General features: G+C 61.9%; 10 protein-coding genes. All 10 read left to right on the forward strand.

Annotation, left to right across the window (positions count from 1 at the left end):
* The first annotated feature begins 19 nt into the window (after window positions 1-19).
* The 10 genes from JC200_RS11900 to neuB all read left to right on the forward strand — a co-directional run bounded on the left by JC200_RS11900 (window position 20) and on the right by neuB (window position 15,014).
* On the forward strand, window positions 20-1,237 hold the full coding sequence (locus JC200_RS11900) for an L-erythro-3,5-diaminohexanoate dehydrogenase (protein WP_274431918.1): 1,218 nt from the start codon (window positions 20-22) through the stop codon (window positions 1,235-1,237).
* Window positions 1,238-1,610: 373 nt separating this feature from the next.
* Window positions 1,611-2,912: a lysine 2,3-aminomutase gene (ablA, locus tag JC200_RS11905; RefSeq protein ID WP_274431919.1), complete on the forward strand. Its 1,302-nt coding sequence runs from the start codon at window positions 1,611-1,613 to the stop codon at window positions 2,910-2,912.
* Window positions 2,913-3,549: 637 nt separating this feature from the next.
* Entirely contained in the window at window positions 3,550-5,031 is a 1,482-nt protein-coding gene (locus tag JC200_RS11910; RefSeq protein ID WP_274431920.1) for a lysine 5,6-aminomutase reactivase subunit KamB, read from the forward strand.
* Complete coding sequence (locus JC200_RS11915; protein WP_274431921.1) at window positions 5,028-6,899, forward strand: MutS-related protein; 1,872 nt, start codon at window positions 5,028-5,030, stop codon at window positions 6,897-6,899. Before JC200_RS11910 ends, JC200_RS11915 begins: the two co-directional genes overlap by 4 nt.
* Window positions 6,896-8,545 carry a lysine 5,6-aminomutase subunit alpha gene (locus JC200_RS11920; protein ID WP_274431922.1) on the forward strand — a complete coding sequence of 550 codons (1,650 nt, stop codon included), beginning with the start codon at window positions 6,896-6,898 and terminating at the stop codon, window positions 8,543-8,545. Before JC200_RS11915 ends, JC200_RS11920 begins: the two co-directional genes overlap by 4 nt.
* Window positions 8,542-9,435 (forward strand): lysine 5,6-aminomutase subunit beta, encoded by an 894-nt coding sequence (locus JC200_RS11925; RefSeq protein WP_274431923.1) that lies wholly within the window; start codon window positions 8,542-8,544, stop codon window positions 9,433-9,435. Before JC200_RS11920 ends, JC200_RS11925 begins: the two co-directional genes overlap by 4 nt.
* A 1,157-nt stretch (window positions 9,436-10,592) precedes the next feature.
* Window positions 10,593-11,606, forward strand: a complete 1,014-nt coding sequence (locus JC200_RS11930) for an NAD-dependent 4,6-dehydratase LegB (protein ID WP_274431924.1) — start codon at window positions 10,593-10,595, stop codon at window positions 11,604-11,606.
* The gene (locus tag JC200_RS11935; RefSeq protein WP_274431925.1) at window positions 11,603-12,784 is read left to right on the forward strand and encodes a LegC family aminotransferase; all 1,182 of its coding nucleotides are present in this window, start codon (window positions 11,603-11,605) and stop codon (window positions 12,782-12,784) included. Before JC200_RS11930 ends, JC200_RS11935 begins: the two co-directional genes overlap by 4 nt.
* The gene (gene neuC, locus JC200_RS11940; protein ID WP_274431926.1) at window positions 12,777-13,934 is read left to right on the forward strand and encodes a UDP-N-acetylglucosamine 2-epimerase; all 1,158 of its coding nucleotides are present in this window, start codon (window positions 12,777-12,779) and stop codon (window positions 13,932-13,934) included. Before JC200_RS11935 ends, neuC begins: the two co-directional genes overlap by 8 nt.
* A complete protein-coding gene (gene neuB / locus JC200_RS11945) occupies window positions 13,935-15,014 on the forward strand; it encodes an N-acetylneuraminate synthase (RefSeq protein ID WP_274431927.1) in 1,080 nt (359 codons plus the stop codon).
* The last annotated feature ends 46 nt before the right edge of the window (window positions 15,015-15,060 follow it).

The following is a 15,060-nucleotide window of genomic DNA, read 5'->3' on the forward strand; positions in this document are numbered from 1 at the left end:
ACCGCGAGGAGGTTTTGACGTGGAAGGCAAGGCATCATCGATACAAGGCTCAAAAGACTCGTACAACGAAGCAAAAGTCACACTGACGTCGAGCACATCGTCGGCCACATCGTCGGCCACATCGTCGAGCACATCAGCGGGATCAGAAGCGTCCGGAACTTCGCAAACAGCGACGGACTGGCGGCACGGCGATCCGTTCGGGTTGCACCGCGTGATTGAACCCGTCGGTGCGATGCCGCAGGGCGCGTGGCGCGTCGACGACAGCGTGGAACTCTGGGACAACGAGATCCGCATCGCCGTCGAGATGCTGAACATCGACTCCGCGTCGTTCGCGCAAATCAAGGCCGAGGCCGCCGAAGATTCGGCGGACGGCACAGTAACGGCAGAGGCGGTCGCTGACATCATGCAGCGGATCGTCCGCAATCGCGGCAAGCACCACAACCCGGTCACCGGCTCGGGCGGCATGCTCATCGGCCGCATCGACGCGCTCGGACCCGTCATCGCAAGCCGCGGTGACCTGAAAGTCGGCGAGCGCATTGCGACGCTGGTGTCGCTGTCGCTGACGCCGCTGACCATCGACGCCATCAAAACCGTTGACCTGAAAACCGGGCAAGTCGCCATTGACGGTCATGCAATCCTGTTTGAAAGCGGTATCTACGCGAAGATGCCAGACGATGTGCCCGATCGCGTTGCGCTCGCCGTGTTCGACGTCTGCGGCGCGCCTGCTCAGACGGCGAAGCTGGTGAAGCCCGGTAATACCGTCGTGATCCTCGGAGCGAGCGGCAAGTCCGGCCTCACCGTGCTGCGCCAAGCGCGGCTGTCGGCGGGACCTGACGCGCGCATCATCGCAGTCGACTACGGCGCCGCGGCGAAGGCTCGTCTGGAAGCCTTGGGCTGGGCGGATGCTGTGCTCGATCTCGATGCCACCCGCCCGGCCGACGTCTGGCGCGCCGTTCAAGAGGTGACCGGACCGGGGCTGGCGGACGTCGTGATCAACTGCGTCAACGTCCCGAACACGGAGATGTCGTCCATCCTCTGCGCGAAAGAGGGCGGCACCGTCTACTTCTTCAGCATGGCGACGAGCTTTACCGCTGCGGCGCTCGGCGCGGAGGGCGTCGGCAAGGACGTCGAGATGGTCATCGGCAACGGCTACACGCGCGGCCACGCACAGCACGCGCTGCAACTCGTGCGCGAGAGCCCGGAGCTGATGGCGGCGTTCGCGGCGAAGTTCGAATAGGGCGGGCGGTCCGTCACGGTCGTTGTCCGCCAGCCGCTGCCACCCTCGCTGCGCCATTAGCGCTAAAGCGAGCATGTCGCAGCGAGGGCGTCACCGGATGCAGACGCTTCGTGATGGGCCAGCCCTTGAGTATGTAGCAAGCACGTCAGCTGTCTGAAATCGAGTTACTACGTTCCTACCCGCGCTGCAAGGGTTCCGGCTATGAAACGTACGGGGTGCCCTGCCTCTCCGACTCGACGCTTGCTTTAGCACCAGGCGAGGCGGAGAGGTAGGGCATCCCGAGGATGCTTGCTTTAGCACCAGGCGAGGCAAAGGGCTTGGGCGCACCCCCAGGTTTACTGCCGGGATCAAACATACAAGGAGGCCTTTATCCATGAGCATAACCGAACACAACATTACGTACGGCACCAAACACCGTCACTTCCGCGACATCGAGCTGTGGAAGGACGTCACCGACGAGCAGTGGAACGACTGGAAGTGGCAGTTGACGCACACCGTCAACACAATCGAGGACCTCGGCAAAGTTGTGAACCTGGTTCCCGAGGAGACGTACGGTATCGAGCACGTGAAAGAGACGATTCCGCTGCGCATCACGCCGTACTACGCGATGCAGATGGATCCCGATGACCCGAACTGCCCGATCCGTCTGCAGGCTGTGCCGCTCTCGAACGAGATCCAGCGCTCGCCGTGGGACATGGAAGACCCGCTCGACGAGGACATGGACGCGCCTGTGCTCGGACTTACGCACCGTTACCCGGACCGCGTATTGTTCCTGATCACGAACCAGTGCTCGATGTACTGCCGCCACTGCACACGTCGGCGCTTCTCTGGCCAGGTCGGCCACGCGGTGCCAAAGCCGCAGTTGGACGCCGCGATCGACTACATCCGCAACCATCCGGAAGTTCGCGACGTGCTGCTGTCCGGCGGTGACGCGCTGCTCGTCAACGACCGCATTCTTGAGTACATCATCAGCAGCCTGAGGGCCATTCCGCACGTGGAAATCATCCGGATGGGCACGCGTGCGCCGGTTGTGTTCCCGCAGCGCATCACGGACAATCTCTGTAACATCCTCCGGAAGTACCACCCGGTGTGGATTAACACGCACTTCAACCACCCGGACGAGATTACGCCGGAAGCGGCCGCGTCCTGCGAGAAGCTGGTCGACGCGGGTGTCCCGCTCGGCAACCAAAGCGTGCTCCTGCGCGGCGTCAACGACTGCATCCACATCCAGAAAAAGCTGCTGCACGACCTGGTCAAAATCCGCGTCCGGCCCTATTATCTCTATCAGTGTGACCTGTCCGAGGGCCTGGAGCACTTCCGCACGACTGTGTCGAAGGGCATCGAGATTATGGAGCAACTGCGCGGCCACACCTCTGGCTACGCTATCCCAACGTTCGTCGTCGACGCCCCTGGGGGCGGCGGGAAGATCCCGGTGATGCCGAACTACGTGATCTCGCAAGGCCACAGCAAGCTGATTTTACGCAACTTCGAAGGCGTCATCACGACCTACCACGAGCCGGTCTACGAAGATGCGGGCTGCCCGCCGACTTGCACGCACGACCACTCGAAAGATAAAGACGAGTTGATTGGCGTGGCGCGGTTGCTGAACAACGTCGAGTTGTCGCTCGAGCCGAAGGGTCTGAAGCGCTCGGAGCGCAACCACCACGAAGGATAGGGTAGGGTGGCGTCGCGCCGCGTTGCGCCAGGTGTGAGGCACGACGGCTGCTGAGGCTGCTGAGGCTGCTGAGGCTGCTGAGGCTGCGCATTGCATCGTCCTAGGTGTCAAAATGACACCTAGAGGGCGCGGGCTAAGGATGTAGGTGTCAAAATGACACCTGCCGCGCGCGGGCTAAGGATGTAGGTGTCAAAATGACACCTAGCGGGCACGGGGCATGGATGTAGGTGTCAAAATGACACCTAGCGGCCGCGGGCCATGGATGTAGGTGTCAAAATGACACCTACGGAGTCCGGGCCGTGGATGTAGGTGTCAAAATGACACCTACCGAGCGCGGGGCGTGGATGTAGGTGTCAAAATGACACCTAGCGGACGCAGGCCATGGATGTAGGAGTCAAAATGACACCTAGCGGACGCGGGCTATGGATGTAGGTGTCAAAATGACACCTACCGCGCGCGGGGCATGGATGTAGGTGTCAAAATGACACCTACAGGGCGCAGGCCATGGATGTAGGTGTCAAAATGACATTCAAATTGGTTATGAAGCCGCCCAAGGCGGCTTCATCCACCGAATTGGAGCTTTTAGCGTAGTCGGGGCGCAGTAAGCCAAGCTAATGACGAGAGGAGGCGGACGGAGATGGGAAGCGAGGTGCGTGTCGGCGGGCGGCCAGACCAGATCACAGTCTCGGGCTCGGGCGGCAGCACGAGCGAAGGCGCCGGCGAGATCACACGTCTCGCGATCAATCTGCCAGCGCTGTGCCGCGAGCGGAACTGGCGCAACCTAGCGTTTATCGGCGTAACCAAGCACGCCGGCAAGACGACTGCACTCAACGCGTTCATTGCGCAGCTGCAGGCGGACGCCGGGTCACCCCAGTCTTCAACGTCCGAACGCATTGGCCTCCTCTCGATCGGCCTCGACGGAGAGCGACTGGACACCATCATGGGCATCCGTAAGCCGCCCGTCGAGGTGCCAGTCGGAACCCTGGTGGCGTCGGCGGAGGGAGCGCTCGCCGAATCTGATGCGGGCCTCGAGTACCTGGAGGCGCTGCCGATCGATTCGCCGCTCGGGCAAGTGCTCGTTGCGCAGGTGACGCGTCCGGGACACGTCCTGTTGGCTGGTGTGCGACAGCGTCAACACGTGCAGCAGGTCGCGACCCGCCTGCGCCACTATGGCGCGACGTGGTGTTTGGTTGACGGAGCGTTCGATCGCGTTGCTGCCGCGGCACCTCACCTCGTCGATGCCGCGGTACTGGCGGTTGGGGCGACGGCGGGGGCGACGGTGGATGCCGTGATCGCCCAGGCTACGCCAGTTGTCCAGCGCTTTTTGTTGCCGGAGGTTGCGGAGGACCTGCGGGATGAACTGCATCCTGCTTACCAGCGGGGGGAAATCGGTGTGTTGGGGCACTTCGCCACCGAGCACGACGCGGCCGAAGGCGCCCGCCTCGCCGCGGCACAGGAAGCGTGCCGAGACGCGGCCGAAGGCGCCCGCCTCGCCGCGGCACAGGAAGCGTGCCGAGACGCGGCCGAAGGTGCCCGCCTTGGTGCGGCACAGGGAGATCCGCTCGGCGCCGCAGAACGCACCGCGCTAAACGTGCCGCATGGTGTCAGCGGTCATCCCGACTACCCCATGACGCTCGTCTGCTTGCCGAAAACTGCTGCTACGACAGGGCCGTGGCTCCACCCCGATTGGCCCGGGGAGTTGAGCGCCGTCCGCGCCGTGTACGTGCCAGGCGCGCTGACCGCCTCGCTGCTCGAGGGATTGCTGGCGCATGCGACGGCGCCGACTGGAGTCCATCTCGTCGTCGGCCACCCGGCACAGGTGCTGGCGCCGCGCGCCGCGCTCGAATCGTGGTACCGGCGCGGCCATCGCCTGTCCGTGTGGACACCCCTGCCGCTTGCTGCGATTGCGGTCAACCCGCACAGCGTGAACGGCGCCGATTTGCCGGTCGTCGAACTGGCAGCCGCGGCTCAGGCGCTGGCTCCCGGCGTGCCGGTGTTCGACGCCTTGGCGCTCGGCGGATCTCTCGCTTCGGCAGACCGGATGTTCGACGCTGTGGATTCCGGCCCACCGACGGCCCTCGCTCCGGCCTCCGCGAATAAGGAGGTGACGGAGCGATGACGACGGCTCGTCAGGCGGTCAATTCGACACGTCCAGCTCCGTTCCTTAATCCCGACAGCATCGCTGACTTGCACTGGCATACCATCTGGCAGGTGTTTGCCCCTGTGACTCCGTTTGGCCGCCGCGCCAAAGCGGCGTTGCAGCCATACCGCACAGGCGAAGAAGCCGCAGCCGAGCGGGAATTCGACCAACTGAAGTCTGACGTCGCAAGGTTGGACGCGACCGCGATCGCCGCGATCGCGGAGGGCCTGCAGCACGTACCAGATGTCGCCGACGCGCTCGTTGCCCTCGCCGAGCCCGCGACGGTGTTGTCCGTCAAACAGCTACTCGCGCTCAAACAGTTTCTCTTCTATGGCGCGGGATTGGCCGGGGCTGCATCGGCTGGCGCGGGACGGGGTGACGCTGGTGTTGCAGATGCTAGGGCGAAAGTCGAGTGGACATCGCCCAGCCGGTGGAGCGCCAGCCTTGCGCAGTTTGGCGAGGTGGCAGTGCCGTCGTTCGCCATCGATCACGTTGCCGACGACACCTGGCGCACCGCTGCCGCCGCCTTGACCCAGGCGACGTACGCCCTTCACATGGCGAAACAAGACCGCGACAAGTCGTGGCAGGAAGAGGTTGGCGTGCGGCCGACGCGCGAGGGACACGTCGTGCTGCGTCTGCCCCAGCAGCGCCCCCTCGCCGAGCAGTTGATGGCTGACGGTCGCTTACAGTGGTTGCGCAACACGCCGTTTGAGGCGGTCTTTGCGGTGCAACCCACGCCGCACCTGACCGCAGCGGAAGCGGGCCTCCGGGTGGCGAAGGAAGCGCTTGAGACAGCGCAAGATTACGTGCTTGCGCAGTTTTGTGACGCCCTGCGCGGGCTGCTGCCTGACTTGCAGCGGCTTGCGGAGGACATCGCAGCGCTCGACTTGCGCGTCGCGAAGGTTCGCCTCCTGCGCCAGTGGAACGGCGCAGTTCCGACGATCGGAGAAAACGTTCGCCTCCAGGGTGGGGTTCACCCGATTGTAGCCGCGCGCCTACAGGACAGCGGCGACGCTACACTCGCCAACCCGGCTCGTCCGACTAGCGACCTAGCTCGGCCACTGGCCAACCAGGCTCAGTCTGCAGCATCGAGCTCGGCTCGGCCGCCCGCCAACTCGCCCGGCCCACCTGCCTCTGCCTACGTCCCGCTCGATTTCAATCCCGACCTCGGACCCAACGTCCTCTGCGGCGCGAACATGGGCGGCAAAACGGTTGCGATGAGTTTGCTCTGCCTCTGCCAAGCCTTGACGCAGTACGGTCTGCCGGTGCCCGCGCAGGCGTTCGAGACGCGGCTGTTTCGTTTCATCCGCTTTTGCGGCCGCGCGGGCACTGACCTCGACAATGGGCTGTCGGCCTACGGTCGGGAGATCACGAACCTCGAACACACCTGGGCGCTCTGGCAGGACGTCGGCGACGGCTTCGTGTGCTTGGATGAACCGGCGCGATCGACCAATCCGCTCGAAGGCGAGGCGCTCGTCGTCGCGATGTTGCGCTTGATCCGCGAACAGCCGCGCAACTCGGTCTGGATTGTCGCGACTCACTTGGCCGGAGCCGTTGCGGAACCGGGCCTGGCGAAGTTTCGCGTGCGCGGGCTCGCGGGGCGGCTACCGCCAGGCGCGTTGCCTGTTGCAGGCAGTGTCCCGCCAGGCGAGGTCTCGCCGCCAACCGAGCCTAGCCAGACGGAGGCGCAGCGCCTGACTTGGCTGGCGCGCGCGATGGACTACCGCTTAGTCCGAATGACCGATGACACACCGCCAGCCGAAGCCCTGCAAGTGGCAAAGTGGCTTGGCTTGGCGGACGAAATTCTCACAGAGAGCCAGCGATACCTGGGGGAGGGAAAACCATGACATCGAAATTGCATCTCGACGAAACCCTCATTCGGCGCGGCAGAGCGGCGGCAAGTACAATCGCCGACGCCGTGGACGAATTTATTTCCAAGCGCAGCACTGTGGCGGTGGAACGCACCGTCCTGAGGCTGCTTGGCGTAGATGGTGTGGATGCAGAAGGAGTGCCGCTGCCGAACGCAGTGGTGCAGACGCTGCAAGCGACCCATTCGTTGACAGGCGGCGTCACGCGACTATTCGTCAACGGTTTGCTTCAGACCGGGCTGACACCGCAGAGTCTCGCTGAGGCCATTGCGGCGGGCAGCGTCGAGCTCGACACCCTGCCGCGCGCAGCCGAGGCTGATATCCGCGACCTCGGACGCAAACTGGCGATAGAGTCGCTCGACCGCGTCGCCCGCAATCGCCAGACTCGCGACGGCTTGCTCGACCGCCTCGGCGAAGGACGGCAGCCGTACATCTACGTCATCGTGGCCACCGGCAACATCTACGAAGACGTCGTGCAGGCGCGCGCCGCAGCGAGGCAAGGGGCGGACATTATCGCCGTGATCCGCAGTACAGGCCAGAGCCTTCTCGACTTCGTGCCGTACGGGCCGACGACGGAAGGGTTTGGTGGTACCTATGCGACGCAGGCCAACTTCCACATCATGCGCGAAGCGCTCGACGAGGTCGGCGAAGAGGTCGGCCGGTACATTCGCCTCTGTAACTACTGCTCCGGGCTGTGTATGCCGGAGATCGCGGCGATGGGCGCCATTGAACGCCTCGACGTGATGCTGAACGACGCGCTCTATGGCATCTTGTTCCGCGACATCAACATGCAGCGCACGCTCGTCGACCAGTCGTTCTCGCGCATGGTGAACGCGTACGCGGGCGTCATCATCAACACGGGCGAAGACAACTACCTGACGACGGCGGACGGGTTCGAAGCCGCCCACACGGTGCTCGCATCGCAGTTCATCAACGAGCAGTTTGCACTGCGCGCTGGGTTGCCGGAGGCGCAGATGGGACTCGGGCACGCGTTTGAGATGAACCCGATGATTGAGGACGGGTTCCTGTACGAGTTGGCGCAGGCGCAGATGGCCCGGGAAATCTTCCCGGACGCCCCGCTCAAGTACATGCCGCCGACCAAGCACATGACGGGCAACATCTTCCGCGGGCATGTGCAGGATGCGATGTTTAACATGATTGGCGTCATGACACAGCAAGGCATCCAACTGCTCGGCATGATGACGGAACAGATTCACACGCCGCTCATCTACGACCGCCACCTCGCGATTGAGAACGCGAAGTACATCTTCAACAACGCACGCCACCTCGGCGATGAGATTGAGTTCAAAGCGGACGGGATCATCGTCGAGCGCGCCCGCACAGTGCTGGCGGAGGCGGTCGCGACGCTCGAGGACATCGTCTCCATCGGCTTCTTCCAAGCGCTCGGCCGCGGCATGTTCGCCGACGTCAAACGCGCAGAGACGGGCGGCAAGGGACTGGCTGGCGTGATCGTCCGCGACGCCGACTACTACAACCCGTTCGAAGACGAGCTGCGCGCGCGGCTTGGACTTCCGGCGCTTGCTGCGGAGTTGGGGGATTCAGGTGTGCTGGCAGACGCGAATGTTGCGGCAGATTCTGTGCAGAGCGAGGGGGTGAGGGCATGAGCGTGAACGCATTGGATTCTTCGCGCGGTGACGCACAGGGCATGGCACAGGGTACGGCGCAGAACGTTGGGCAGGGCACAGCGCCGGGTGACGCACAGGGCACGGCACAGGGCGCCGTTCAGTCGGCGTGGCGTGGCGAAGTCGCGAAACCTGATTTCTCCCGCATCCGCCCGTACGGCGACACGATGAACGACGGCAAGGTGCAGCTCTCGTTTTCGCTGCCGGTTCCAGACGGCCCAGAAGCGGTAGAGGCGGCCCGGCAGCTCGGCGCGAAGATGGGCCTGTCGACCCCGACTGTGGTCCACCACGAGGACATCGGCGAAGGCTTCACCTTCATCGTGATGTACGGCAACACTGAGCACACGGTCGACTACGCGCACATTCAGGTGCCGAAGGTCGAGACGACGGTGATGGACTTCTACGAGGTCAACGAGTACATCCGCGATAACATTGGCCGCCACATCACGGTCATCGGCGCCTGCGCCGGCGACGACGCGCATACGGTCGGGATCGACGCGATCATGAACATGAAAGGCTACAACGGCGAGTATGGCCTCGAGCGCTATCCGGAGATTGACGCCTTCAACCTCGGCAGCCAAGTCACGCCGGAGGAGCTGCTGCGCAAGGCAGTCGAGCTGAACGCGGACGCGCTCCTGGTGTCGCAGGTGGTGACGCAGAAAGACACGCACGTGCACACGCTCAGCGCGCTGGTCGACCTGCTCGAGGCGGAGGGGATCCGCGAGAAACTGGTGCTCATCGCTGGCGGCCCGCGGATCTCGCACGAACTCGCGCTCGAACTCGGCTACGACGCAGGCTTTGGCCCAGGCACGCTGGCACCGGAGGTAGCATCCTTCATCGTGGAGGAAATCGTTCGGCGCAGGCTGGCGTAGGAACACGTACTGCCGCGGGCTTGCGTAGGTTGCGGCGCCGCGGGCTTGGTCTGGCCGTCCACGCTGGGGCCGGACCGTGCGGGGGCGAAGGGTGCGCCGGGATCGTGCGGGGGAGAACCGTTCGCCGGGGTCTCGATATGACGGGTCGGGTGGGGTGGCTCAACCACACAGGCGTCGCTAATCGTTGCGGAGTTGCGTGATCCCGGTCGTGGGCCGTGGGCAAGTCACAGTGCGCAAAATGATCGCTGAGGACGGCGGAAGCTGAGTTATGGCGGAATTAACGCTCATATAGTGCGCTGTGACGCGTAGAATCGGCTGAAATCGCCCTTTTTGCGAATACAGCGCACTTTTTGATCACGAAACCATCGAGTTATGTCACCTTCGGCTCCTTAGCGTACAATTTGACCATTGCAACTCTGCATAGCGTCCATTTTGATCACGCCCGTTGTGCCACGCCCGTCACACCGAGCGCGACGGTCAAGTAACAGTGCGCAAAATGATCGCTGCGGACGGCGGAAGCTGAGTTTTGGCGGAATTAACGCTCATATAGTGCGCTGTGACGAGTAGAATCGCCAGAAACAGGTCTTTTTGCGAATACAGCGCACTTTTTGATCACGAAACCATCGAGTTATGTCACCTTCGGCGTCTTAGCGTACAATTTGACCGTTGCAACTCTGCATAGCGTCCATTTTGATCGCGCCCATCACGCCCAGCGCGACAGTCAAGTCACAGTGCGCAAAATGATCGCTGAGGACGGCGGAGGGTGAGTTTAGGCGGAAATAACGCTCATATAGTGCGCTGTGACGAGTAGAATCGCCAGAAATCACCCTTTTTGCGAATACAGCGCACTTTTTGATCACGAAACCCTCGAATTATGTCACCTTCGGCGTCTTAACGTACAATTTGACCGTTGCAACTCTGCATAGCGTCCATTTTGATCACGCCCGTTACGCCCGTCCCCCTCGGTCACGCCCGTCCCCCCCGCCCCCCCGTCAACTAACAGTGCGCAAAATGACCCGCTAAGGACCGCGGTGGTGCGCATCAACCTGTACGACGCGCAGGTCTGACATCTGCAGAATGGGTCGATGCACGGAACGTCATCGGTGTCGCGAGAATAAGATGTGACCGTCTACACGCTACGATGCGGGGGCGGAGCTATGAAACTGAACGAAACACGCATCCTGGTGACAGGGGCGGACGGCTTCATCGGATCACATCTGGTGGAAGCGCTCGTGCGCCACCACCAGTGTCACGTCACGGCACTGGTTTTGTACAACGCATTTGGCCAGTGTGGCTGGCTAGACTCCATTGCATCTGACGTCAAGAGCGAAATCGATGTTGTAGCTGGCGACATACGCGACGAGACGCTGCTCCTTCGCGCGATGCGCGGTTGCGACGTCGTCTTTCATCTCGCGGCATTGGTCGGCATTCCATACTCCTATCAGTCACCCGTTTCGTACGTAGACACGAATGTCACAGGTACCCTGCGTGTGCTGGAAGCCGCGCGGGCTGCCGAGGTACGAAAGGTTGTCCACACTTCCACCAGTGAGGTCTACGGCACAGCTGAGTATGTTCCTATGACTGAAGACCACCGGCTCCACGCACAATCCCCCTACGCCGCGACGAAAATCGCAGCCGACCAGCTTGCATTGTCGTTTCACGCGACGTTTGACACACCTGTAGCGATCATCAGACCGTTCAACACGTATGGGCCGCGCCAGTCGCTGCGGGCTGTCATCCCCTCCGTCATCACGCAGTTGGCCAGTGGGCGCAGGCGCCTGCAACTTGGCGCACTTCACCCGACTAGGGATTTCAACTTCGTCGACGATACGGTGCGTGGCTTCACCGCCATCGCAGCGTCCGATCAGACGGTTGGTGAAGTCACGAACATCGGCAGCGGCTATGAAACTTCCATTGCAGACGTTGTTCAGCTCATCGCAGATGTGATGGAGTGCTCTGTGCAGGTTGAAACGGATGCAACACGCCTGCGTCCGCCCGGGAGTGAAGTGGACCGCCTCTGCGCGGACAACACAAAGGCCTTTGCGTTGACCGGGTGGTCTCCGGGTTTTGCCGGACCAGTGGGACTGCGGCGCGGCCTCGAGCGAACAGTCAGATGGTTCTGCGATCCCGAAAACCTCGCCTCGTACCAAGGCAAGGACTACCACGTATGAACCGGACAGCGCTGGTGACAGAGGTCCTCGAGAGGCTGAAGCGGGTGCTCCCGGTGACAGACAGGCCGATTGCCCTGCACGAACCTACTTTTGTCGGCACAGAGTGGCAGTATGTCAAGGAGTGCCTCGACACCGGTTGGGTCTCGTCCGTCGGAAACTTTGTCGACAGGTTCGCAGCAGAACTTGCGTCGTTTACAGGCGCGAAATATGTGATCCCGACCGTCAATGGAACGGCTGCACTTCACACCTGCCTGAAGCTCGTACCGATTGAACCTGGTGACGAAGTGCTAGTGCCTGCGCTCACCTTCATCGCAACCGCGAACGCCGTCTCGTACTGTGGCGCCATCCCGCATGTCGTCGACAGCGCCCCAGATACGCTCGGGGTCGACCCTTATAAACTGGGCGATTACCTCGCTGATATTGCTGAAGTTACCGTCGAGGGCTGCATCAACCGTCGTACGGGGCGCCGGATTCGTGCGCTGATTGGTGTGCACGTACTCGGGCACCCCTTTGACGTTGATCCGATACAGACAATATGTCGGCGATTTCGCCTCGACCTCGTCGAAGACGCTGCCGAATCTCTCGGGTCGTATTACAAAGGGCAGCACACCGGTACCTTCGGGACAGTAGCAGCGCTCAGTTTCAACGGCAACAAAACTGTGACGACGGGCGGTGGTGGCGCAGTCTTGACGAACGACGCCACTCTGGCTGCGCGCGCGGCGCATCTGACAACTGTGGCCAAGCAACCACACGCCTGGCGCTACGACCACGATGCCATTGGCTACAACTACCGCATGCCGAACCTCAACGCGGCGCTCGGGCTTGCTCAGCTCGAAAATCTGCCCTCCTTGCTGGTGCAAAAACGTACGCTTGCTGCGCGCTACCAGGCTGCCTTTGCCGACCTTCCCGGCGTGGAGTTTGTTGCTGAACCTGTGTTTGCAAAGAGCAATTACTGGCTGAATGCACTGCGCCTCTGTGATGCGACCGACGGAGTTCGCGACGAATTGCTGGAGAAAACGCACCAAGCCGGTATTCTCACACGCCCGCTGTGGACCGCGCTGCACAGACAGCAAACCTATCAGGACTGCCCCCGTATGGCCCTCACGACTGCAGAGCAGTTGGCGACAGAAGTCATCAACCTGCCGAGTAGTGCGCACCTCGGTGGTTCGAATGAGTAAGTTCAAGGTTTGCGTGGTGACCGGGAGCCGCTCAGAGTACCATCTGCAAAAACGTGTCATACGCTTTCTTCAGGCAGATCCCGACATTGAACTGCAGGTCGTCGCAACTGGCATGCACTTGTCGCCCGAGTTTGGCCAAACCGTTCAGGAGATTGAGGCCGACGGCTTGCCCGTAACCGACCAGGTCGAAATGTTGCTGTCGAGCGACACGTCCGTCGGAGTCATCAAGTCGGTCGGACTCGGATGCATCGGCTTCGCCGACACGTTCTCGCGACTGTCGCCGGATGTCGTGATGGGACTGGGAGACCGGTTCGAGTGGTTTGCCGCTGCCCAGGCTGCGTTCTTCTCCCGCATCCCAATTGTCCACATCGCTGGTGGCGACGTGACACAAGGGGCCTTCGACGACGCCATCCGCCACAGTGTCACGAAGATGGCCTCACTGCACCTAGTCACGAACGCCCTATCCCGTGAGCGGGTGATTCAGCTTGGCGAGGACCCAGCCTTGGTTTACAACGTCGGTCACCCCGGACTTGATGGACTGCGCGACCTAAACCTGCTTCGTGGTGACGAGTTGGCGCGTCAACTTGGCTTCGCATTTCAAAAACGCAACCTGCTGGTCACCTACCACCCGCCAACAGCGGGGGCAGCGGACGCGGTGGCAGAGTTTCAAGCACTGCTCAATGCGCTCGGCCGGCTCGAGCCAGATGTGGGTGTCGTGTTTACGAGACCGAATGCCGATCCCGGTGGTCGCCGCCTGTCGCAGATGGTGGACGATTATGTTCGTGGCAACAGTCGGGCCGCGGTCTACACGTCGCTAGGACAGTTGCTGTACTTCAGCCTGGTCAACTGTGTCGACGCTGTTGTCGGGAACTCATCAAGCGGTATCTGTGAGGTGCCGAGTCTGAAGAAGCCGACTGTCGACATCGGTGAGCGGCAGAAAGGGCGTATGCGTGGAGCTTCCGTGATCCACTGTAACCCACTCACCGACGACTTGCCGGCGGCTATCCAGCGAGCGTGGGAGATGGACTGCAGCAACCTGGTTAACCCTTACGGAGATGGCATGAGCAGTCCGCGCATCGTTACAGCACTCAAGCATCATTTGACTGTCGGGTTCGTGATGTCCAAGCGTTTTTTCGAGGTGGGGAAGTAGATGAAACGGAACAACTGCTTGATCGTTGCGGAAGTGGGTGTGAATCACAATGGCTCGCTCGACCTGGCGAAACAGCTGATCGACGCTGCCGCTGCCGCTGGCGCTGACGCGGTGAAGTTTCAAACGTTTGACCCTGATAGCCTGGTTAGCGTGTCGTCGCCAAAAGCCGGGTACCAGCGGCAGACGACGGACGCGGGCGAGTCGCAGTACGAAATGCTGAGGAAGTTGAAGCTTAGAGCGCAAAGTTACCGCATTCTCCAACAGTACGCCAAACACAAAGGCGTTGAGTTTCTGTCGACACCGTTTGACGAGCGCAGTGTTGACCTCCTCGTCGGTCTCGGAGTCCGCGTCATCAAAGTGGCGTCCGGCGACATCACGCATGCGCCATTGCTGCTGCACATCGGGAGAAGTCAGAGAGAAGTCATCTTGTCGACGGGCATGTCTACGCTCGGAGAGATTGAGGAGGCACTATCTGTGTTGGCGTTTGGTCTGACCGACGCTGGTCAGACGCCACCCGGGCGCGAGGCCTTTCGCACCGCATATGCATCTGAAGCGGGGCAGTCCTCCTTGGCTGCACACGTCACACTGTTGCATGCGACGTCTGAATATCCCACACTGCCAGGTGCAGTCAACTTGCGCGCCATGGATACTCTGGCGACGGCGTTCCGTTTGCCGGTCGGACTGTCCGACCACACAGAGGGCATTGCTGTACCCATCGCGGCCGTCGCCCGCGGGGCTGTCGTGATCGAGAAGCACCTAACACTGAATCGCAACCTCCCCGGGCCGGACCACTTGGCGTCTCTGGAACCGGTGGAGTTTCAGACAATGGTGCACGGGGTGCGCGAAGCCGAAGAAGCTCTCGGCAGCGCGGCCAAGCTGCCGACTTCAGAAGAGATGACGACGGCCACCGTTGTGCGCCGCAGCCTAGTGGCGAGTCGTCCCATCAAGGCAGGGGAGTGCTTCGCAGAGAGCAACCTGGTCGTCAAGCGGCCGGGCACAGGTTTAGCGCCTAGCCGGTACTGGGAAGTCCTCGGTCAAGCTGCCAAGCGTGGCTATGACAAGGACGAGTGGATCGAATGAAGGTCGCCATTTTCGGTGCTGCAGGACTCGCGGTGGAGGTTGCGGA

The organism is Alicyclobacillus sp. ALC3 (assembly GCF_028751195.1).
In the GTDB taxonomy this organism is placed as follows: Bacteria; Bacillota; Bacilli; order Alicyclobacillales; family Alicyclobacillaceae; genus Alicyclobacillus_L.

What these genes read in the sequence shown, in the direction of transcription:
- JC200_RS11925 (WP_274431923.1), top strand. Translation starts at nt 8,542, where the DNA reads ATGAGCGTGAACGCATTGGATTCTTCGCGCGGTGACGCACAGGGCATG.
- JC200_RS11910 (WP_274431920.1), top strand. Translation starts at nt 3,550, where the DNA reads ATGGGAAGCGAGGTGCGTGTCGGCGGGCGGCCAGACCAGATCACAGTC.
- ablA (WP_274431919.1), top strand. Translation starts at nt 1,611, where the DNA reads ATGAGCATAACCGAACACAACATTACGTACGGCACCAAACACCGTCAC.
- neuC (WP_274431926.1), top strand. Translation starts at nt 12,777, where the DNA reads ATGAGTAAGTTCAAGGTTTGCGTGGTGACCGGGAGCCGCTCAGAGTAC.
- JC200_RS11935 (WP_274431925.1), top strand. Translation starts at nt 11,603, where the DNA reads ATGAACCGGACAGCGCTGGTGACAGAGGTCCTCGAGAGGCTGAAGCGG.
- JC200_RS11920 (WP_274431922.1), top strand. Translation starts at nt 6,896, where the DNA reads ATGACATCGAAATTGCATCTCGACGAAACCCTCATTCGGCGCGGCAGA.
- JC200_RS11930 (WP_274431924.1), top strand. Translation starts at nt 10,593, where the DNA reads ATGAAACTGAACGAAACACGCATCCTGGTGACAGGGGCGGACGGCTTC.
- JC200_RS11915 (WP_274431921.1), top strand. Translation starts at nt 5,028, where the DNA reads ATGACGACGGCTCGTCAGGCGGTCAATTCGACACGTCCAGCTCCGTTC.
- neuB (WP_274431927.1), top strand. Translation starts at nt 13,935, where the DNA reads ATGAAACGGAACAACTGCTTGATCGTTGCGGAAGTGGGTGTGAATCAC.